The organism is Devosia beringensis, from assembly GCF_014926585.1.
GTDB classification, from domain to species: Bacteria; Pseudomonadota; Alphaproteobacteria; order Rhizobiales; family Devosiaceae; genus Devosia; species Devosia beringensis.
This window is the reverse complement of record NZ_CP045422.1, coordinates 2,435,820-2,455,924: the sequence shown is the minus strand read 5'-3', so window position 1 is coordinate 2,455,924 and position 20,105 is coordinate 2,435,820. Positions and strand designations below refer to the sequence as shown.

Genomic DNA, 20,105 nt, shown 5'->3' with positions numbered 1-20,105 from the left:
CAACCAGGACATGCAACAGCCCGACTTTCCAAGCCCAGCCGACTTTTCGATAGATGGCCTTGCACGCGCCACGTCAAGCAGATCATCCTGCCGCTTGTTGAGTTGCCGATCTGTGGCGAATAGGTTGAACAAGGCGGTCTATCGCTTGTTGTCAGATTGGCGTGGGCACCACCAAGACGGATGCGGTCTTCAGTTCCGGGTATCAGCATGAACATAATCACGATCGCCGTGGACGATATGAATGCGTTCGCGACCTTCAAGTCCCTTTATCCAGGGGTCTTGCACACGCCCAACATCGATCGCCTGATGGCTGAAGGCGTGACCTTTCAGAATGCCTTTGCCCAGGTTGCCCTGTGCAATCCGTCGCGGACGTCCATCCTGACAGGCAAGGACCCCGCGCTGACTGGCGTCCACTACAATACCCAGCCCTGGTTCGAATACGTGACCCCGCAGGACACCGTGCCCGCCATGATCAAGGCGGCCGGCTACAATACGGCCATTTATGGCAAGGTGTTCCACTTGCCGCTGGCCATGATGGATCAGGAGGATGTCAGCGTCCTCTGTGACGTCTATTCCTTGTCTAATGATTATTGGACGTCCAACGGAGATGGTATTGACGAGACCTCAATTGGCTCCTTCCCCGTATTTGGAGCACTTGAGGTCAACGTGGAGCAGCACGGGATTTCATCAACACCAGTGCCGCCATAGACTATCTGCGCTCGGCCCCGCCCGATCAGCCATTCAACCTGTATCTGGGCATCTTCAAGCCCCATTCCAACTGGATTGTGCCGCAAGAGTATTTCGACCTCTATCCCCTCGCTCAAATGGCTTTGCCGTTAGTGCTGGACAATGACCGAGACGATATCCCGGCTTACGTAGACAGCATTATCGGACAAAACGCCCAGAATACACTGGAGGCCGCTGGAGAATGGCCCGCGGCGGTGCAGAGCTATTTCGCCAGCATCAGCTTCGCCGATGCCATGGTAGGCCGGATGCTCGACGCCATCGAGGAAACCGGCCACAGCCACGATACCGCGGTCATGTTGTGGAGCGACCACGGGTACCACCTTGGCGACAAGGACACCTGGCACAAGTTTACCCTCTGGGAAGAGGCGGGGCGCGCGCCCCTGATCATCAAGGTGCCGGGAAACCCCAATGCCGGTCAGGTCGTGAGCCAGCCCGTGGAGCTGGTCGACATCGCCCCCACCATGCTTGAACTGGCTGGGGTCACGGCAACGCACGAAATGTCTGGACGATCGCTGCTGCCCTTCGTTGAGGATACGTCCCATGTGGACGGCGGCGTTGCCATTACCACCATGTTTGGCGCGGCATCCATCCGCACGGAGGAGATGCGCTATATCCGATACCCCGAGGGTTCCGAGGAGCTCTATGACATAGTAGCCGATCCCCACAGCTGGACCAACCTGGCCAGCGACCCCAATTATCTCCTCGCCAAGACCAGCCTGCGCATCGACCTGGAAACCGCGCTCAAGCAAGACGGCTGGCAATGGGTAACCGAGGGCGTGGGGCAACCGATAGAGGGCGCCAACCTCATGGTGCTGGCGCCGGCGGCGCATGGTGCGGTGGGCGGCCCGGGCAACGATAGCTATTTCATTATGAGCGCCGACGCCACCATCACCGAGCAACCAGACAGCGGCTATGACACCATTTACGCCGCTGTTTCCTATGAACTGCCCGCCAATATCGAAGAACTGCAGATGTCCAGTCTGCTAGTGCCAATGAGCCTTACAGGCAACGAGCAGGACAACAAAATTGCCGGCTTTGGTCAGCTTTACGGACTCGGCGGTGATGATGTGCTCCAGTCGACGGGCGCTTCCACGGTGGAAGGCGGAGAAGGGGATGACCTTCTTATCGGCTCGAAGTCATCGGACGTCCTGATCGGCGGTCCTGGCAATGACGTATTGCGCGGTAATGACGGCGATGATCGCCTCATCGGCGGTCCGGGAAGCGACACTCTTGTTGGAGGTCCTGCATTAGACTGGGCCGATTACAGTTCAAGTCTGGGCGCCATCGCAGTGGACATGGCCGGCCCGACGGTTACGAGTGGCGATGATGTGGATACGATTTCACAGATTGAGAACTTCGTCGGCACCAACTTCGATGATGAGTACCGTCTCGGTGCGACGGACAACAAGGTGGTCGTCGGCCTTGGCAACGATACCGTCGATGGTCGCGCGGGCTCAGATACCGTCATCCTGCCGGTCGGTCCCACCGAAGTAAAAATCATTGCCAGACCAGGCAAGGTGGACTTCGTCTACCATCTGGATGGCGCGACCTATCGCGTGACCACACAACGGGTCGAATTTGTCGAGTTCGCCGACGGCACGACGCAGTTGCTGGAAAAAGTCGAGCAATCCGAACCGCCACTGGGGGATGCCCCTCAATAATGCTGGCGTCCTGCCCACCCCCGTTGCGCTATCAAGCCCAATAGCGGAGACCTCGGACCTTGACGGTCACGGAACAGGCGCATGCTTCGTGCATTGTTGCGGTGATGTATCGAGGATCCGATGAAGCTATTTGCCTGTGACCACTGCGGTAACACCGTCTATTTCGAAAACGCCAGCTGCGAGCGCTGCGGCCATACGCTGGGCTATCGTTCCGACAAGAACGCCCTGGTGTCACTGGTTCAGCAAGCCGGCACCTGGGCCTCCTCGACCTTTCCCGACGAGCCCTACATATTCTGCCAGAATGCCCGCCATGGCGCCTGCAACTGGCTGATCCGCGCCGTTCCCGGCGGCGACACCTTCTGCGCCGCCTGCCGGCACAACGACACCATTCCCGACATCAGCGACCCGCTCAACCTCGCCCACTGGCAGGTCATCGAGCGCGCCAAAAAGCGCCTGTTCTACTCCTTGCTCCGGCTCGACCTGCCCCTGCAGACCCGCACCAGCAACCCCGAACACGGCCTCTCCTTCCGCTTTCTCGCCGATACGCCCATCGCCAATGAACGGGTACTCACCGGCCACGAAAACGGCATCATCACCATTGCCCTGGTCGAGGCGGACGACGCCGAGCGCGAGGCGCGCCGCACCAGCATGGGCGAGCCTTACCGCACCCTGCTCGGCCATTTCCGCCACGAGATCGGCCACCATTACTGGGACCTGCTGATCGATGGCCGCGCCCCGCTGCCCGAATTCCGCCGCCTGTTCGGCAATGAATCTGTGGATTATGCCCAGGCCCTGCAGGCCCACTATGCCGATGGCGCCCCCGCCGGCTGGTCACAGAGCTATATCAGCAGCTATGCCACCGCCCATCCCTGGGAAGATTTCGCCGAAACCTTCGCGCATTATCTCCATATCGTGGACACGGTCGAGATGGCGTCAGCCTTCGGCGTCCATGCCCGGGTGGATGGCCAGGAGGCCGACCTCTCCATTCAGACCGGCTTCGTGCCCTACAACGCGCCTGATGCCCAGACCATCGTCGATAACTGGGTGCCGGTGGCCAGCATGCTGAACAATCTCAATCGTGCCATGGGCCACCCCGACGCCTATCCCTTCGTCCTGACGCCCCAGGTAATAGAAAAGCTCAGCTTCGTGCATCAGCTGGTGCATCGCCAGTGGACCCTGGGTGCCCGCTAGGCAACGGGGCCCACACTCGGCTATCCTGGCGCCATGACCACTACCATCCTCATCGTGCCGCCTTTTTCAACTCTGTGCAATGCCGCCTTCGCACTGCGCCGCGAGGTATTCGTGTGGGAGCAGAAGGTGCCTGAAGCCGAGGAAAACGACGCTGACGACCTCACGGCTACCCATTTCGTGGCCATCGCTGCTGGCGAAGTGGTCGGCACCCTGCGCCTGCTCGACAAGCCCGAACATATCAAGATTGGCCGCGTCGCCGTGCGGCACGCCTTTCGCGGCCAAGGCATCGCCAAGGCGATGATCCACGCGGCCATGGCGCATGCGCGCCAGGCCGGGCGCAACCGCTTCTACCTCACCGCCCAGTCCGACAAGCTCGGCTTTTACGAGCGACTTGGCTTTGCTGCCTTCGGTCCTGAATTCATCGATGGCGGCATGCCGCACCGGGCTATGCGCAGCTATGATCATGAGAGCGCACGCCTCACCGATTAGGCTGCAAGATAACGCGCCGCTGGCCCACCCGACCGCCGGAAAATCGGCCCCGATTGGGGACACGCAGGCCAAGCATCTAACCCTGCGGGAAAAATTCGTTCGGAACGTCTCCGCACGTCGATGCGTTGTTCCAGCATCATGGGCCGCACGGTGCGCCACAGCCAAGTTTTGCACCGCACGGCCCGTTCACTTCAAGAATGAACATACGGAGCTTACTATGATCCGCACCCTCATGGCCACTACTGCCCTTGCAGCATTGATGTCCACCGGCGCCATGGCGCAGGATGCCGCACCGGCCACCGATCCAATGGCCCCGGCAACCACCACCGAGGCGCCTGCGACCGAAGGCGTCGATACGGCTCCTGACACCAGCGTCACCACTGACACCAATAGTGATGACGCAATGTCGGCCAACAATACCATGTCGCCAGGCTTTGAACTGTCGGCCGGCTATACTGCGGTGGACACCGACAATCTGGCCACCCGCCTGATCGACCAGCCCGTTTATTCGAGCAATGGCGATGATGCCGAAGAAATCGGCAATGTCACCGACCTGGTGTTCAGCGAGAATGGCGAAATAACCGCCGTGATCATCGGCGTTGGCGGCTTCCTGGGCATTGGCGAAAAGTCTGTTGCCGTGGATTTCTCCGAGCTTGAATTCTCCCTTGCTGCCGACAACACCGAACGTTGGGTTCTGCCCACCACGGCCGACGCGCTCAATGGCGCTCCGGATTTCGTCTGGGAAGAAGATGAGCCCGCCGATGCCATGGGCACCGATGGCATGACCACCACTGACGGCATGGCCCCGGCCGATCCAGCCATGGCCCCTGCTGATCCAGCAATGGCCCCTGCTGATCCAGCAATGGCCCCGGCTGACCCAGCCGTGGCCCCAGCGGACCCGGCAATGGCCCCGGCCGACCCAGCAATGGCTCCGGCAGCCACCAATGACGACGCCATGCCAATGACCATGCCTCGGGAAGGTTACGAAACCATCGAGTTTGAGGCCCTGACGGCTGACAACCTGACCGGCGCGACCGTGATCGGCCCAGATGGTGATGACATTGCCGAAGTGGGTGACATCCTGCTCACCGCCGATGGTGAGATCGATGCAATGATGGTCGACTTTGGTGGTTTTCTCGGCCTCGGCCAGAAGACCGTTGCTGTTGCCTTGGACAACCTCGAATTCGCGTCCAATGAAAATGGCGACCTGGTAATCTACAGCGACTTCACGCGTGAGCAGCTCGAAGCTCAGCCTGAATATGACGAAAGCACCTACGCTACCGATCCGACCCAGCGCGCCACCGATATGTAATTCGGTCCGCCGGATCGCCGGAATCACGATTCCTCGCGGATCATTCTACGGAGGGCCGGCATCTAGCCGGCCCTTTTCGCGCGTTCCACTGGAGGATTTGCCCATGCGCCTGATTGCCTTTTCTACGCTCACCCTCATGCTGGCGTCCGCCAGTTTCGCCCAGGACGCTGCCCCGCTCGCCCCCAGCAGCGAACTGGCGCGCACCGGGATCGTCGCACCCACCGTATTGTCGCGCGGCTATGTCGTCACCGGCGCCGACACTCTGGTCACTAAACTGCTCAACAAATCCGTCTTCACCTCGGCAGCCGATGACGCCGAAGAAGTCGGCACGATTGTCGATCTGGTCGTTACCCCGAGCATCGGGATTTCGGCGGTGGTTATCGGTGCCGGCGGCTTTCTTGGTCTCGGCGCCAAGGATGTCGCAGTCGATTTTGCCCAGCTGCAATGGCTTGAAGCCAGCGACGGTACCTATCGCTGGGTGCTGGCAACGACCGCCGAGGCGCTCAGGGCCGCGCCCGCCTTCATCTGGGCCGACAGCGTAGAGACAACGGGAGAGCCGGCGCTGACACCGGCCGAAGAGGAGGCACAGCTTGTCGATGGCAATCCCAATGCCACAACCATTGACCAGGCGCTGACGACCGATCAACCCGCGCGTGAAGACACCGGCATTGCTGTGGATCGCGCCAACCTGGCCGATTTCGATACCGCCGGCCTTACCAGCGAAGAAATGCTGGGCATTGGCGTCTATGGCATAGACGACCAGCAGATTGGGACCATCGGCGAGGTACTGGCCAATGACGATGGCACCATTGACGCCATCATCATCGATGTCGGCGGTTTTCTGGGCCTGGGCGCCAAGCCGGTGGCCGTTGGTTATGAGAACCTGACCTTCTCCACCGACACCCGCGACAACCGCTACCTGTTCATCAACGCCACGCGCGAACAGCTCGAGACCCAACCCACCTATGACGCGGCGACCTACGCGCAGGATCGCGCCACCCAGCGCATGATCTTTACCCCATAGCGGCAACAAAAAAGGCGGGCCCATGGCCCGCCTTTTTCACTTCAGTCGTTCTTTCAGTGCGCGCCGGCGGCTTCCCGCACGGCATCCTGCACCTTTTCAAAGGCACGCACCTCGATCTGGCGAATGCGCTCGCGGCTGACGTCATATTGCTGAGCCAGCTCTTCCAGCGTCGAAGGATTTTCCTGCAGCCGGCGGGCATGGAAGATCGCCTTCTCGCGCTCGTTGAGCACATCCATTGCCGTAGTCAGCAGGCCCATGCGCTCAGAATATTCTTCGCTTTCGCCCAGCATGGTTTCCTGGCTGGGCGTATCGTCGACCAGCCAGTCCTGCCACTCCGACGAGCCTTCATCGGCCCGCATCGGCGAGTTCAGCGACGCGTCGCCGGACAGACGCGCATTCATCGACACCACATCGGCCTCGGTGACCTTGAGCGTGGTGGCGATCTGCGTGATCTGGTCGGGATGCAGGGCACCATCGTCGAGCGCCGCGATCTGGCCCTTCACCTTGCGCAGGTTGAAGAACAGCCGCTTCTGGGCGGCCGTCGTGCCGATCTTGACCAGGCTCCACGAGCGCAGCACATATTCCTGAATCGCTGCCCGGATCCACCACATGGCATAGGTGGCCAGCCGGAAGCCCTTGTCGGGCTCGAAGCGCTTGACGGCGTGCATCAGGCCCACATTGCCTTCCGAAATCACTTCGGAAATCGGCAGGCCATAGCCGCGATAACCCATGGCGATCTTGGCCACCAGCCGCAGATGGCTGGTGATCAGCTTCTGGGCAGCACCGGGATCTTCATGTTCCTTGTAGCGCTTGGCCAGCATGAACTCTTCATCCGGCTCCAGCATGGGGAACTTCCGGATTTCCTGCAGATAGCGGCTGAGCCCGCCTTCGGCTGAAAGCACTGGCAAATTCGTTTGGGCCATCATTGCACCCCTTTCGTTTTCCCCCGCATGCCGCGGGCGGAATAGCATCAATCCATCGACGTCCGGCCAGACCATCGTAAGACGACGATGGATATATAGGAAACCAGTTTGGCGATTGTAAGATGCGGAACGTTGCATCAACATTGCGAAGTGACGCCGCCGACGGAAAACGTCCCGTTATCTCAATCCAACGCATGGTTGGCGCTCTTGCGCCATCACCATGCGGTGAGTCTAGCGCGCAAACGCCTTGTTGTAATCACCCAGCGCCTCTTCCAGCGCTTCCAGATCTGGCGGCAGCGGCGCCTCGAACGACATCTCCTCTTTGGTCACCGGATGCTCGAAGCCCAGCTCGGCCGCATGCAGCGCCTGCCGGCCCAGCGCCTGGATCGGCGCGGCGACTTCCGGCGGCAACCGGTTGATCTTGGTGGCATAGCCCGAGGCATAGACGCTGTCGGCAACCAGCGGGTGGCCGATATGGGCCATGTGCACGCGGATCTGATGCGTGCGGCCCGTCTCGAGCTGGCACTGGATGCGGGTGATGTCCCAGCCCTCGTCGCCGAAGCGTGCTTCCACCATGTAATGGGTGATGGCTTCGCGACCATCTTTGCGAACGGTCTGCTTGAGCCGGTTGTTCTGGTCACGGCCAAGCGGGGCGTCGATACTGCCCTTGGCGGTCTCGGTCGATCCCCACACAAAGGCAATATAGGCCCGGTGCAGCGGGCCGGTACGGCCATGATCGGCAAACTGCGCCGACAGGTGACGATGCGCCCGCTCGGTCTTGGCCGCGACCATCACGCCCGAAGTGTCCCGGTCGAGCCGGTGCACGATGCCGGGCCGCTTGACCCCGCCAATACCCTGCAGGCTTTCCCCGCAATGATAGATCAGCGCATTGACCAGCGTGCCATTGGGTGATCCCGGGGCCGGATGCACCACCATGCCCACCGGCTTGTTGATCACGATCAGCTGATCGTCCTCGTAGAGGATATCGAGCGGGATATTCTCCGCCTGCGGCTCGGGATCTTCTGGGGGCGGGGCCAGAAGAATGATTGTCTCACCGGCGCTAAGTCGGTATTTGGGCTCACTGACGGGTTTGCCGTCGATGCTGACGGCGCCGGTCAGGATCAGCTCCTTGATCCGGCTGCGGCTGAGCACGCTGTGCGCCTTGGCCAATGCGGCATCGAGCCGGCCGCCGGCCATCTCGGCATCGACCACGACTTCAACCTCGTCGCCCTCGAACTCTAGTGCGGTATCTTCAGCCATGGCTAATCCTAACGAAACTGGGCCCAGCGAGCAAAAGGCGGATGAACCGTTCACGCCCGAGGCTCTCGCCATGCTGGGGAAGGCACGCCGCTCGTTCGGTATCTCGATCGGCATCCTGTTGCTGGGCTTTATGGCGATTGGCGTCGCCCTTGTCTATCGCGTGATGCGCGACTCCCCCCCGCCAGCCATCGCCGAGGCCATTTCCCTGCCCGCCGGCGCCGTTGTGGTCTCGGCTTTGGTCAATGAAGGCGCCATCAACGTCACCTATACGCTCGATGGCGCCACCACGCTGGCTCTGTTCAATCAGGAAACCGGCGAGATGACCCGCAGCGTCGGCATTCGCTAGAGCGTTTTCAGCAAAAGTGGCTCCACTTTTGCGGTTCGAAAACGCGACAAACCAAAGACCTAGAGCTATTGAGCCGTTTCAGCGAAACGGTGAAAGGCTCTAGGCGCAAGCCCCGCGGCATGCACGCCGTCAGACGCTGTCCAGCCTAGCGATCCTGGATTTCCCGCAGCGCCGCCATGCGGTCGGAAACCGAGCCGCGGCGGCTGACGGGCGCGGGATCCGCCGGCAGGGCATCACGGCTTTCCCCGTCATCGGCAAACCGCTGCACCCGGTCAAACAGGCTCTCTTCGGGATTGGGCGCCACCGCCGTGTCGTTATCGACGGCATAGACCAGCCGACTGACGCTGGCCGCAATATCGTTGAGTTTTTCGCGCAGATAAGCCTCTTCGAGGCGTTCACTGTCCCAATCGGCCATGATGCTCGATTCCACGCCGAGCACCTTCTTGCGCAGGGTTTCAACCTCGGCCTCAAGCGCCAGCTTGTCAGCCAGCAGGTGTTCGACCCGCCCCGAAGTGCGTTCGACGATCTGCTGACTCTCGGCCAGGATGGCGTTGAGCCGATTTTCCGCACTGGCCATGCGCGCTTCAGCCGCCACCAGCCCGTCCGTCTCGCTGGCCTGGCTGTCATCGCGTTCCGCCAGGGCCGCACGCATCTTGGCGATGGCCGCATTGGTTTCGATGCTGCGGCGGTCCGACGTTTCCAGCCGGTTGACCAGGCTCTTGGCCTGGTCTTCCAGAAAGCCCGCGCGATTCTGCTCGATGAGCAGGGCGGTGCCCAGTCGCTCGATATCCTGCTCGTAGTCGCCGGTCAGCTCAGTACCATAGACCATGCCGGCCTTGGGCAGCGCGCTTCCGACCGTCTGGTGCAGCGTGTCTCGTTCGTCGCTGCGCTGCGCCAGGTCGCGCTCGCGCATACGCAGCCGCTGCGTCAGGTCGGTCGCTTCGCGTTCCAGCTCGGTGACGCGGCTGCGCAAGGCGCTGCCCCGGCTCTCCAGCTCGGCGATGATTTCAAGGTTCTTGTCGCGTTCGGTCTTGAGCAGCACCAGCTCGTTGCGCTTCTGGTTGACGTCGCCCAATTGCTCGGCCAGGCGCTTGCGCAAGGTTTCGACATTGATTTCGAGCCGTCGTGTGGACAGGGCAAACTCGGCCCGCAGCTGATCCTTGTCGGCGCGGAACTCGGCCAGGGTGATGGGCGTGGCAGCCTCGATGCGGCGCTTGGTCAGCCGTACCGCACGCTTCCAGACCGCCGGCAGCATGATCAGGGCGATCAGGCTAGCGACAAGCAGGCCGAGCGCGAAATACATGACGTTCTCGATGAGCATCGGCTGAACTCCGAAACCAGGGGCTTGGACCCGCCTGGACCTCCCCGTTCTGGCAGCAATGGGGCAGCGCCGCCATCTTCACCAGCGCTTAACCCTAACGCGGATGGGCGACCCCGTCACGACAGTGCCGGGGTTTTTTGGCCCCGGCACGGTAAAATTGTTCGGTGGCAGTTAATGGATCAGAACGGGTTCCAGGTGGGCTCATTGGTGAACTTGAGATAGCCCACGTTCACGCCCAGCCGGGCCCCGACGCCCGAGCGGATCGGGACCATCACCACATTGCCGCGCTTGAGCACGGTCATGCCGAAGCCGCCCAGCACATAGGCCGAGCCATCGACGCCGGCAAACCGCCCCAGCGAGTCAGGCACCTGGCTGAGATTGTAGACCAGCATCATGACCTTGGAGCCATCGCCACCGACGTCAAAGCCAATCGAGGGGCCCTGCCAGAAGATGTTGAACTCACCGGCATTGCGGGTGTGCAGGATGCCCTCGCCATAGCGTGCGCCGGCAAACAGCGCCCCGCCGGCGTCTTCACCCAGAATATAGCCATTGGGCAGCCCGAACTGGCTCACGGCCCGTTCCACGACAGAGGCCAGGCCCTGCGAGGCGGAGCCAAAGAACTGCTTGCCATTGTTGACGAGGTCATCGCCCGAATAGGTGTCGCTGAGCGATCCCTGCGCGAAGGCGACCGGAACCGGTGCAGCCACCGCGCACAGCATGGCAAACAGAATGACGAGGCGTCTGATCATCGGGTAACTCCCTGGCGAAAGGCAAATACGGCAATTGCAGGCGTATAAGGACCTGGACCTTAACTTTTGTGAGGCAGTCTGAAATCCGCCCGCATGCCGATCCTTGATTTGAAGATGAAGCAAACCTCTAAACAAATCTTAACCATTCTCGCCTTTGTTTTGCCGCTTTTGGGCATGGTTGCGACCACCCTGCAGCCGGTCCGGGCGCAATCCGTGGTGACGCTGATCGTCACCGATCCGCTCACTGGCCTCGCCATTGCGGGCATGGATCCGGTCAGCTACTTCACCGAACCGGCGCCCCTGCCGGGGCTCGCCGAATACGAATTCATCTGGAAGAACGTGGTCTGGCGCTTCGCCACGGCGGCCAATCGCGACATCTTCGCCAGCGCGCCGGACATTTATGCCCCCCAATATGGCGGACACGACGTCACCGGCGTGTCGCGCGGCTTTGTCTCCGACAGCGATGCGGCGATTTTCGTCGTCTTCAAGCAGCGGCTCTACCTCTTCTATTCCGCCGCCAACCGCGAGGCCTTCCTGCTGTCACCGGACGCCGCAGCGCGCACGGCCGAGGAAAAATGGCCCGAGCTGTCCAAGAACCTCTCCATCAACTGAACTTCCTGGTGGACGGGCGGCCCCCGCAGTCAATTGGGGGTCCACTTTTAACCACCAGCCTCTAATGTCGGCAAAAGTGATTCTTTGCCGACATTCCCGCGCTACGGAGACAGCAGCATGGCCGACATCATCGACCTTAAGGCAACCGACCTCGCGGCGATGCTCTGCAGCCGCGTCTGCCATGACCTGATCAACCCGATCGGCGCCATCGGCAATGGCCTTGAAGTGCTGGGCGACCCGGCCCAGTCCGAAATGGCCGACGGCGCCCGCGACCTGATCGCCAATGCCGCGCGCCAGAGCCGCGCGAAGCTCGAATTCGCCCGCCTGGCCTATGGCGCCTCCTCGACCTCGGGCACCGATATCGACACCCGCGAATGCGAGCGGGTCGCCCGTATCCTGTTCGAGATCGAGAAGGCCGATCTGGAATGGAATGTGCCGCTGATCCTTTTGCCCAAGCACAAGGCCAAGCTGTTCATGAACATGCTGCTGATTGCCGCCATGTCCGTGCCACGCGGCGGCCAGGTCACCGCAGCCATCAATGGCGATGCAGGCAATGAGCGGTTCGAGTTCACCTCCAGGAGCGATCCCGAAAAGCGCCAGAAGACGCTGATCCCATCCGGCGCCGCCGGCCTGCTGGCCGGTACCCCCGATGAGGGTTTCGTCGATGCGCGCGGTATTCAGCCCTTCTATACCGGCATTCTCGCCCGCATGACCGACATGGATATCAGCATCGGCATCGAGAATGACGTGTTCCTGTTTACCGCAATCCCCCGGGCTGTTGAAACGGCGGCATAGCGGTCAGCACTTTGCTAACCAAATGCTAGGAACTGCTGCGTCACAATGAATGGCGCGTCAGTCGCTGCGGAGCCCTTTCGACATGAAGTCCTGCCTGATCGTCGATGACTCGACCGTCGTGCGCAAAGTCGCGCGCCGCATCCTCGAGAACATGGATTACATTGTCGATGAGGCCGAGGACGGCCAGGAAGCCTTCGACAAGTGCCGCGCCGAAATGCCGGACGCCATCCTGCTCGACTGGAACATGCCCATCCTGTCCGGCCTGGAATTCCTCAAGCTGCTCAGGGGTTATGTCGGCGGCGAAAAACCCTATGTGGTCTATTGCACGGTCGAGAACGATATCGGCGCTATCGCGCTGGCCCTCAAGGCCGGCGCCAGCGACTACATGATGAAGCCCTTCGACCGCACCATCCTCGAATCCAAATTCGACCTCGACCAGGCCGCCTAACCTCGTTCGGCCGCAGCCGCCCGTCCCAGTAGATAGTCCCGCTCGCGTGCATTGCGCGTCAGCGCCGCAGCCCGCGTGAACTCGGCAGCCGCCTCTGCCTGCCGCCCCAGCCGGCTCAACATATCCCCGCGCACGCCAAACAGCAGATGATAGTCGGCCAGGGCCGGATCGTCGCGGATCGCATCGACCAATGCCAGACCCGCAGCCGGCCCCTCGGCCATCGACACCGCCACCGCCCGGTTGAGCTCGATCACCGCCGAGGGCGTCCGCGCCATCAGAATCCCGTAGAGCGCGGCAATCCTTGACCAGTCGGTATCGGCCGCCTTGCGGGCCCGCGCGTGGCAGGCCGCGATCGCCGCCTGCAGCGCATAGGGCCCGTCCGCCCCACCCAGCGCCAGGGCCTGCTCCAATGCCTGCAGACCCCGTTCAATCAGCAGCCAGTCCCAACGCCCGCGGTCCTGGTCCGGCAGCAAGACCGGCGCGCCGGAGCGGTCGGTTCGGGCGCCCAGCCGCGACGCCTGGATTTCCATGAGCGCCACCAGCGCATGCACCTCCGATTCTTCCGGCGCCAGCCGGGCCAGCACGCGCCCCAGCCGCATGGCCTCCTCGCAGAGCTGCGGCCGTATCCAGTCCTGCCCCGCCGTGGCCGAATAGCCCTCGTTGAAGATCAGATAGATCACGCTGAGCACCGAGCCCAACCGGGCCGCCCGTTCGGGCCCCCGCGGCACCTCGAACGGAATGCCGGCCTGGGCAATTGTTTTTTTCGCCCGCACGATGCGTTGGCCAATCGTGGGCTCGGCCACCAGGAAGGCCCGCGCAATCTCCTCGGTGGTCAGTCCGCCCAGCAGGCGCAGGGTCAGCGCAATGCGCGCTTCAGGCGGCAGGATCGGATGGCACGAGGTAAACATCAGCCGCAGCAGATCGTCGCCAACCTCATCGTCAATGGCCTCATGCAGGCTCTCGACGACATCGGGCTGTTCATTCTCGATACCCCGTTCGACCTCGGCCAGCTTGGTGGCCGCCATGGCCTTGTGGCGGAAATGATCGATCGCCCGCCGCTTGGCGGTCTGCATCAGCCAGGCGCCCGGATTATGCGGCACCCCGGTCTCCGGCCAGGCCTTGAGCGCCGAGACCAGCGCATCCTGGGCGAACTCCTCGGCCAGTGAAATGTCGCGCACCATTCGCGTCAGCCCGGCGATAAGGCGGGGCCGCTCGATCTTCCACGTAACCGTGATAGCGCGATGGATCTCGGACTCGGTCGTCATGGACGGCAATTGAGCAGGCCGCGCGGGCGGAGGCAAGGCACTGCGGCAGGGCGCGGCGCGGCTATTGATCAAACATGCCTTTGGGCGTCTCGCCCTGCAGGAAGGGCTCAATGACGGCATGCAGCAGGTCAACCTGGCCAATCACCGCCGTATGCGAGGTGGCCGGCAGCACCGCCAGGCGCGATGCCGGCAGGGGCGCACCCATGTCACCCATTTCGCCGCCGCCCAGCAGACGGAACATGGCGACGGCATGCTCCAGCGTGGCCACGTCGGCATCGCCCGTGATGATCAGCACCGGCGTTTCAAGCGCGGCCACCTTGGCGCCCCATGCCAGCGGCTCATGTTCCAGCGCGATCAGCTTTTCCACCAGGGCACGGAAACCGTCCTTGTTGACCGCCAGCTTGCGATAGTCGTCTTCCATCGGCGTGCCGACAAACATTTCGGGCGTCATGGACGGGATCATGGCGGCAAACGCCGGCTGAAAGCCGGACACATCGTAGGAGACCGATGCGGCCACCAGCTTGTCGACTTTTTCGGGATGCCTAATGGCCAGTTGCAGTCCCGCGGCCGAGCCCATCGAATAGCCGAACACATCCGCCTTTTCGAGCCCGACTGCATCCATTAAGGCGGCAACGTCGTCCGCCAGATGGGGATAGGTGATGGGCCGATCGATATCGGTCGTGCGGCCGTGGCCCTGAAACTCGATGGCATAGACCTTGTGCGTTTCCGCCAGCCTGGGAATGATCGCCCCCATGCTCGGGATGTTCATATAGGCGCCGTGCAGCACGATGAGCGGATCGCCCTCGCCGCTGACCTCGTAATAGATCTCCATACCATTGACGGGTACGGTCTGCCCGGATTGGGCCACGGCAGCGCTGGTGACAAAAAGGGCGCCGGCAATGATGGCGGTGCGGATCATTATGGGTCTCCTCGACATGAACGATCAGCGCGGCCTGCGGCGCGCTTCCGATCAGACGACGAAACAGCCATCCCGACTTCGACACCATCGCGCCACGGCAGGCCGACAATGAAAAACCCCACGTGACGGGTCACGTGGGGTCAAATTCGTTCGAGCAGACGCTGCAGAACTAGGCGACGTTCTCGGAATAGCTCTCGACCTCATCGGGCTCGCGCAGCACATAGCCGCGACCCCAGACGGTTTCGATATAGTTCTTGCCGCCCGTCGCAACGGAGAGCTTCTTGCGCAGCTTGCAGATGAACACGTCGATGATCTTGAGCTCGGGTTCGTCCATGCCGCCATAGAGGTGGTTGAGGAACATTTCCTTGGTGAGCGTGGTTCCCTTGCGGAGGGAAAGCAGCTCGAGCATCTGGTATTCCTTGCCAGTCAGGTGCACGCGCTGGGTCTGCACTTCGACGGTCTTGGTGTCGAGGTTGACCGTCAGCTCGCCAGTGGTGATGACCGACTGGGCATGACCCTTGGAACGGCGAACGATGGCGTGGATGCGGGCCACGAGCTCGTCCTTGTGGAAGGGCTTGGTCATGTAGTCGTCGGCACCAAAGCCGAGACCACGAACCTTGTCCTCGATGCCGGCCAGACCGCTGAGGATCAGGATCGGCGTCTGCACCTTGGCGACACGCAGGGTGCGAAGCACCTCGTAGCCGCTCATGTCGGGCAGATTCAGATCGAGCAGAATAATATCATAATCATATAGTTTGCCGAGATCGACGCCTTCTTCACCCAGATCGGTGGTGTAGACGTTGAAGCTCTCCGACTTGAGCATCAGTTCGATGCTCTGCGCTGTCGCGCTGTCGTCCTCTATAAGGAGTACCCGCATTATATTCCCCTTGTCATTCGTTCCTGCTGGAACCGTGGGACCTGGCCTGCCCACGCCAACCCTACTGGATATGACTGAACCCTAAGTCCAAATAGTTAACAAAGTTTAATTCGGTTCCGCAATACGCAAATGCCATTCCCCGCAATTTAGTCTAACTCATTGAAATTAAAAGATTAATCTTATCAATTTTTCTTAAGAAATTGGTTTAAGTCGAGGCCGCAACCGACTCTTTAGACTCATGCAATGGCGGCTTTGCGGGGGTTTGCGGAGGGTCACACGCCAATCAGCAGGCGGACCGGTCCATCGCCTCAAATAGCGCCTTTTGCTTAACGTTGGGTTACTGTCGATTCGTCACCGGCTCGATTCGAGACCGTCTGGAAACCTTAATGCCTGCAATGCGACACGCAAGTTGAACCCGTCATGAGAGCTTTGATCTCCGCCATCGAGGCCATCGACGACATCGAGGTCTATGGCCGCGTCAAATCGGTCCAGGGCCTGTTGATCGAAATCGTCGGCCCCGTGCGCGAATTGCGGGTGGGCGGGCGCGTCCAGATCGAAACCACGGACGGCGCCCATCTGGCTGCCGAGATCATCGGCTTCAAGGCCGGGCACGCCCTGTGCCTGCCCTTTGGCCAGCTCTCCGGTGTCCGTCTTGGCTGCAAGGCCATCTTCCAGCGCAATGACGGGGCCGCCTTTCCGTCCGAAAGCTGGCTGGGGCGTGTCATCAACGCCAATGGCGAGCCCATCGACGGCAAGGGGCCCCTGGCCCGCGGCGCCATTGCCTATCCGCTGCGGCAGAACCCGTTGCTTGCCCATGACCGCGTCCGCGTCGGCGACCCGCTCGATCTGGGCGTACGCTGCCTTAACACCTTCACCACCGTCTGCGAGGGCCAGCGCCTGGGCATCTTTGCCGGCTCGGGCGTCGGCAAGTCGGTGCTGATGTCCATGCTTGCGCGCAATACCAATGTCGACGTGGCCATCATCGGCCTCATCGGCGAGCGCGGCCGCGAAGTTCATGAATTCATCCAGGAATATCTGGGCGAAGAAGGCCTCGCCCATGCCGTGGTGGTGGTGGCCACCTCCGATGAAGCCGCCCTGATGCGGCGGCAGGCCGCCTATATGAGCCTGACCCTGTCGGAATATTTCCGCGACCAGGGCAAGCGCGTCCTGTGCATGATGGACAGCCTGACCCGCTTTGCCATGGCCCAGCGCGAGATCGGCCTGGCCATTGGCGAGCCGCCCACCGCCAAGGGATATCCGCCAACGGTGTTCACAGAATTGCCGCGATTGTTGGAAAGGGCGGGTCCGGGCACGCCAACCAGCGGTTCTGTTACCGGTCTATTTACCGTTTTAGTCGAAGGTGATGATCACAATGAGCCCATTGCCGATGCCGTACGCGGCATTCTCGATGGGCATATCGTGATGGAGCGCGGGATAGCCGAACGGGGACGTTACCCGGCGGTCAACGTGCTCCGGTCCATCTCGCGCACCATGCCAGGGTGTGTGCCGGTCGAGTTCAGACCGGTCCTGGCCAAGGCACGCGAACTCATGTCGATCTATGCCGACATGGAGGAACTGATCCGGCTGGGGGCTTACCGGAAAGGGTCAGATCCGAAAGTGGACCGCGCAATCGCTATCTATCCGGCCCTGGAAGCTTTTCTGAGCCAGGACCGGGAAGAGACGACGACAGTTGCCGAGGGCTATCAGATGCTTGAGGCCATTATCGCCGAAGCGGGCGCGGCAGACTGATGGGGCGCTGTATTGGCCCCGGAACTGACTTGGTGTGTAAGGAGTACAAGTCTTGAAATCGCGCAGTGAGAGCCTCATCCGGCTCAAGAAGTTTCAGGTGGACGAGAAGCGACGCCAGGTGGCGCAGATTGAAATGATGGTCAACGATTTCGAGCGCATGGCGTCCGAACTCGACCAGCAGATCGAGATCGAGCACACCAAGACCGGCATCTCCGACATCGCCCATTTTGCCTATTCCACCTTCGCCAAGGCAGCCCTGGCCCGGCGCGACAATCTGCTGGCCTCGGCCAGCGATATGCGCGGCAAGCTCGAAGCGGCGCAGGATGCGCTGGCGGAAGCCCTGGAAGACCTCAAGAAGGTCGAATTGCTGGACCAGCGAGAGCATCAGCGCGAGGCCGCCGAACAGCTCAAGATCGAGCAGTCAGAATATGACGAGATCGGTCGCCTGCGTTTCCGCACCCAGTAAGGCCTGATCGAACCAGCATCAAAGGCCCGCTTGCGCGGGCCTTTTTGCCTTGTGCGGCCGCGTCAGGCTGCCACCAGATCCCAGAGCCGCTCCTTGCCCAGGATCAGCAGCCAGGGCGTGCCATCCATCGGCACGATCTCGACCTGCCCGCCTGTGCCTTCATTGGAGGTGCCCAGCAGCCCGCCGGGCTCCAGCTGCAATCCATCAAGCCGATAGCGCAATCCGCTTGAGGTGCGAAAACTGACCGGCACCAGCGGATGGATTGACACCCGTTCCCCCGCGCCCGCGGCAAATCCGATAGGTCCGATCACCGCCAGCGCGACATCGACCTCGTCGACCAGTACCAGCCGCCGCTGCGGCGCATATTCCAGCACGGCACTCAGCGCCGCCAGCGTATGATCGAGCCTCTTGCCCGTCATCCCCAGGGCCAGGGTCACCGGCGCCTCGGTCGAATACAGCGCTTTCTGGAAATCGGTACTGATCTGCTCGGGGATGTGGATGACCCGCGTCCGCGCTTCCCAAGCAGCCCGATCGCTGAGCGAATCGAGGTCGCCCACGATCAGTTCTGGCACGAGGCCCGCTGCGCCGATGGCGTCGCCACCGCCATCCGCCCCCACCAGCGCTACGCCTCGTTCCGCCAGTTCGCGCAGCAGTGCGGGGTCAACGACACCGCCGCCAACGATGGCCATGGGCCGCTCAAAGCGGATGATCTCGCGGTCCGTGGGGCGCGCGGAAGTCTCTTGCACTGTCACAAAGCTCTCATTAAGTGTGGGGTGTCTCGCTGGGGTGTTCCGGACTATTCCGGAGCTGAGAGTTACCCATTGAACCTGAACCAGGTCATGCTGGCGGAGGAAGTTCGAGATGGCAAGGCCGTCTCTCGGCCTCTCGCCATTGACACACATCCCCTTCTTCATGACCGCAACCAACGAAGGGAATGACCCATGGTCAAGTCCACCGGTTTCGTTGCTGCGGTCCTTTTCGGACTGCTCGCAACCCCCACTTTGGCGCAGGACGCGCCCGTGCTCACCATCTACACCTATGACGGCTTTGCCGCCGAATGGGGCCCCGGCCCGGCGCTAAAGGCTGGCTTCGAGGCTATCTGTGGTGGCTGCTCGGTCGAATGGATCGCCGCCGACAGCTCCATCGGCACCCTGCGCCGCGTCCAGCTCGAAGGCGACACCACGCAGGCCGACCTGATCGTGGGCCTCGATACCGCCATTGCCGGCGAGGCCCGTGCCACCGGCCTCTTTGCCGATCACGGCCTCGATCTCTCCGGCCTTACCCTGCCCGAAGCCTGGACCGACGCGCAGTTCGTGCCTTTCGACTACGCCCACTTCGCCTTTGTCTATGACAGCGACAGCGTCGCCACGCCGCCAAAATCCTTCGAGGAACTGATCGCCCTGCCCGCCGATTTCAAGATCGCCATCCAGGACCCGCGTTCAGCCACCCCGGGCCTGGGACTGGTCCTGTGGATCCGGGCCGCCTATGGCGATCGGGCGCCCGAGATCTGGGCCGGCCTCAAGCCGCATATCCTGACCATTACCCGCGAATGGAGCGAGAGCTACAATCTGTTCCTGACCGGAGAGGCCGACATGGCGCTGAGCTACACCACGTCCCCGGCCTATCACATCATTGCCGAAGACGATCAAACCATCCACGCGGCCCTGTTCGACGAAGGCCATCTGGCCCAGACCGAAGTGGCCGGTATCCTCAAATCGTCACAGCACCAGGAACTGGCCCGCCAGTTTCTGGCCTATCTGAGCTCGGCCGAGGGGCAGAAGATCATGCCGTCCACCAACTGGATGATGCCGGTGACAGATCTCGGCGACGCCCTCGATCCTGTGTTCAAGGCCCTGCCGCAGCCGTCCACGACGCTGACCCTGACCGATGCGGAAATCGCCGCCAATGCCAAGGCCTGGATCGACGAAATGCTGACCGCCGTCCAGTAGGT

Annotated in this window: 21 protein-coding genes and 1 riboswitch; of the genes, 13 read left to right on the top strand and 8 right to left on the bottom strand. The window is 61.8% G+C overall.

The window, feature by feature from the left end:
* Positions 1-207 precede the first annotated feature (207 nt).
* From GDR53_RS12045 to GDR53_RS12020, 6 genes are all read left to right on the top strand, one after another.
* A complete protein-coding gene (locus GDR53_RS12045) occupies positions 208-708 on the top strand; it encodes a sulfatase-like hydrolase/transferase (protein WP_193334734.1) in 501 nt (166 codons plus the stop codon).
* Entirely contained in the window at positions 687-2,408 is a 1,722-nt protein-coding gene (locus GDR53_RS12040) for a sulfatase-like hydrolase/transferase (protein ID WP_332872445.1), read from the top strand. The genes GDR53_RS12045 and GDR53_RS12040 overlap by 22 nt, the downstream gene beginning before the upstream one ends.
* A 120-nt stretch (positions 2,409-2,528) precedes the next feature.
* The gene (locus GDR53_RS12035; RefSeq protein WP_193334732.1) at positions 2,529-3,599 is read left to right on the top strand and encodes a zinc-binding metallopeptidase family protein; all 1,071 of its coding nucleotides are present in this window, start codon (positions 2,529-2,531) and stop codon (positions 3,597-3,599) included.
* A gap of 33 nt (positions 3,600-3,632) precedes the next feature.
* Entirely contained in the window at positions 3,633-4,088 is a 456-nt protein-coding gene (locus tag GDR53_RS12030) for a GNAT family N-acetyltransferase (RefSeq protein ID WP_193334731.1), read from the top strand.
* 217 nt (positions 4,089-4,305) lie between these two features.
* Positions 4,306-5,400, top strand: coding sequence for a PRC-barrel domain-containing protein (locus tag GDR53_RS12025; protein ID WP_193334730.1), 1,095 nt, complete (start codon positions 4,306-4,308; stop codon positions 5,398-5,400).
* Positions 5,401-5,503: 103 nt separating this feature from the next.
* Entirely contained in the window at positions 5,504-6,424 is a 921-nt protein-coding gene (locus tag GDR53_RS12020) for a PRC-barrel domain-containing protein (RefSeq protein WP_193334729.1), read from the top strand.
* Positions 6,425-6,477: 53 nt separating this feature from the next.
* Here GDR53_RS12020 and rpoH read toward each other — a convergent pair whose 3' ends face one another.
* The gene (rpoH, locus tag GDR53_RS12015) at positions 6,478-7,347 is read right to left on the bottom strand and encodes an RNA polymerase sigma factor RpoH (RefSeq protein WP_193334728.1); all 870 of its coding nucleotides are present in this window, start codon (positions 7,345-7,347) and stop codon (positions 6,478-6,480) included.
* A 231-nt stretch (positions 7,348-7,578) separates the two neighbouring features.
* The gene (locus GDR53_RS12010; protein WP_193334727.1) at positions 7,579-8,607 is read right to left on the bottom strand and encodes an RluA family pseudouridine synthase; all 1,029 of its coding nucleotides are present in this window, start codon (positions 8,605-8,607) and stop codon (positions 7,579-7,581) included.
* Positions 8,608-8,677: 70 nt separating this feature from the next.
* Between GDR53_RS12010 and GDR53_RS12005 the strand changes: the two genes are divergently transcribed.
* Positions 8,678-8,953 carry a DUF6476 family protein gene (locus tag GDR53_RS12005; RefSeq protein ID WP_193334726.1) on the top strand — a complete coding sequence of 92 codons (276 nt, stop codon included), beginning with the start codon at positions 8,678-8,680 and terminating at the stop codon, positions 8,951-8,953.
* Positions 8,954-9,098: 145 nt separating this feature from the next.
* Here the strand turns inward: GDR53_RS12005 and GDR53_RS12000 are convergent, their stop codons facing one another.
* Positions 9,099-10,274, bottom strand: coding sequence for a coiled-coil domain-containing protein (locus GDR53_RS12000; protein WP_193334725.1), 1,176 nt, complete (start codon positions 10,272-10,274; stop codon positions 9,099-9,101).
* A 179-nt stretch (positions 10,275-10,453) separates the two neighbouring features.
* Positions 10,454-11,023, bottom strand: a complete 570-nt coding sequence (locus GDR53_RS11995; protein ID WP_193334724.1) for a DUF1134 domain-containing protein — start codon at positions 11,021-11,023, stop codon at positions 10,454-10,456.
* A gap of 93 nt (positions 11,024-11,116) precedes the next feature.
* Between GDR53_RS11995 and GDR53_RS11990 the strand changes: the two genes are divergently transcribed.
* The 3 genes from GDR53_RS11990 to GDR53_RS11980 all read left to right on the top strand — a co-directional run bounded on the left by GDR53_RS11990 (position 11,117) and on the right by GDR53_RS11980 (position 12,878).
* On the top strand, positions 11,117-11,635 hold the full coding sequence (locus GDR53_RS11990) for a YHS domain-containing (seleno)protein (RefSeq protein WP_210321325.1): 519 nt from the start codon (positions 11,117-11,119) through the stop codon (positions 11,633-11,635).
* A gap of 117 nt (positions 11,636-11,752) precedes the next feature.
* The gene (gene chpT, locus GDR53_RS11985) at positions 11,753-12,430 is read left to right on the top strand and encodes a histidine phosphotransferase ChpT (protein ID WP_193334722.1); all 678 of its coding nucleotides are present in this window, start codon (positions 11,753-11,755) and stop codon (positions 12,428-12,430) included.
* An 82-nt stretch (positions 12,431-12,512) separates the two neighbouring features.
* Positions 12,513-12,878: a response regulator gene (locus tag GDR53_RS11980; protein ID WP_193334721.1), complete on the top strand. Its 366-nt coding sequence runs from the start codon at positions 12,513-12,515 to the stop codon at positions 12,876-12,878.
* On the opposite strand, the gene GDR53_RS11975 is transcribed toward GDR53_RS11980, so the two are convergent.
* From GDR53_RS11975 to ctrA, 3 genes are all read right to left on the bottom strand, one after another.
* Positions 12,875-14,143, bottom strand: coding sequence for an RNA polymerase sigma factor (locus GDR53_RS11975; RefSeq protein WP_193334720.1), 1,269 nt, complete (start codon positions 14,141-14,143; stop codon positions 12,875-12,877). The genes GDR53_RS11980 and GDR53_RS11975 overlap by 4 nt on opposite strands.
* Before the next feature lie 61 nt (positions 14,144-14,204).
* Entirely contained in the window at positions 14,205-15,062 is an 858-nt protein-coding gene (locus GDR53_RS11970; protein WP_193334719.1) for an alpha/beta fold hydrolase, read from the bottom strand.
* 169 nt (positions 15,063-15,231) lie between these two features.
* Entirely contained in the window at positions 15,232-15,939 is a 708-nt protein-coding gene (gene ctrA, locus GDR53_RS11965) for a response regulator transcription factor CtrA (protein ID WP_193334718.1), read from the bottom strand.
* A gap of 420 nt (positions 15,940-16,359) precedes the next feature.
* Between ctrA and fliI the strand changes: the two genes are divergently transcribed.
* Together fliI and fliJ are read left to right on the top strand one after the other, a co-directional pair.
* A complete protein-coding gene (gene fliI / locus GDR53_RS11960) occupies positions 16,360-17,688 on the top strand; it encodes a flagellar protein export ATPase FliI (RefSeq protein ID WP_193334717.1) in 1,329 nt (442 codons plus the stop codon).
* Between the two features lie 52 nt (positions 17,689-17,740).
* On the top strand, positions 17,741-18,154 hold the full coding sequence (fliJ, locus tag GDR53_RS11955) for a flagellar export protein FliJ (protein WP_193334716.1): 414 nt from the start codon (positions 17,741-17,743) through the stop codon (positions 18,152-18,154).
* A gap of 62 nt (positions 18,155-18,216) precedes the next feature.
* Here the strand turns inward: fliJ and GDR53_RS11950 are convergent, their stop codons facing one another.
* Positions 18,217-18,900 carry a thiamine diphosphokinase gene (locus tag GDR53_RS11950; RefSeq protein WP_193334715.1) on the bottom strand — a complete coding sequence of 228 codons (684 nt, stop codon included), beginning with the start codon at positions 18,898-18,900 and terminating at the stop codon, positions 18,217-18,219.
* Positions 18,901-18,926: 26 nt separating this feature from the next.
* A riboswitch (TPP riboswitch) is annotated at positions 18,927-19,027 on the top strand.
* A 68-nt stretch (positions 19,028-19,095) separates the two neighbouring features.
* Between GDR53_RS11950 and thiB the strand changes: the two genes are divergently transcribed.
* On the top strand, positions 19,096-20,103 hold the full coding sequence (gene thiB, locus GDR53_RS11945; RefSeq protein ID WP_193334714.1) for a thiamine ABC transporter substrate binding subunit: 1,008 nt from the start codon (positions 19,096-19,098) through the stop codon (positions 20,101-20,103).
* Positions 20,104-20,105: the final 2 nt, after the last annotated feature.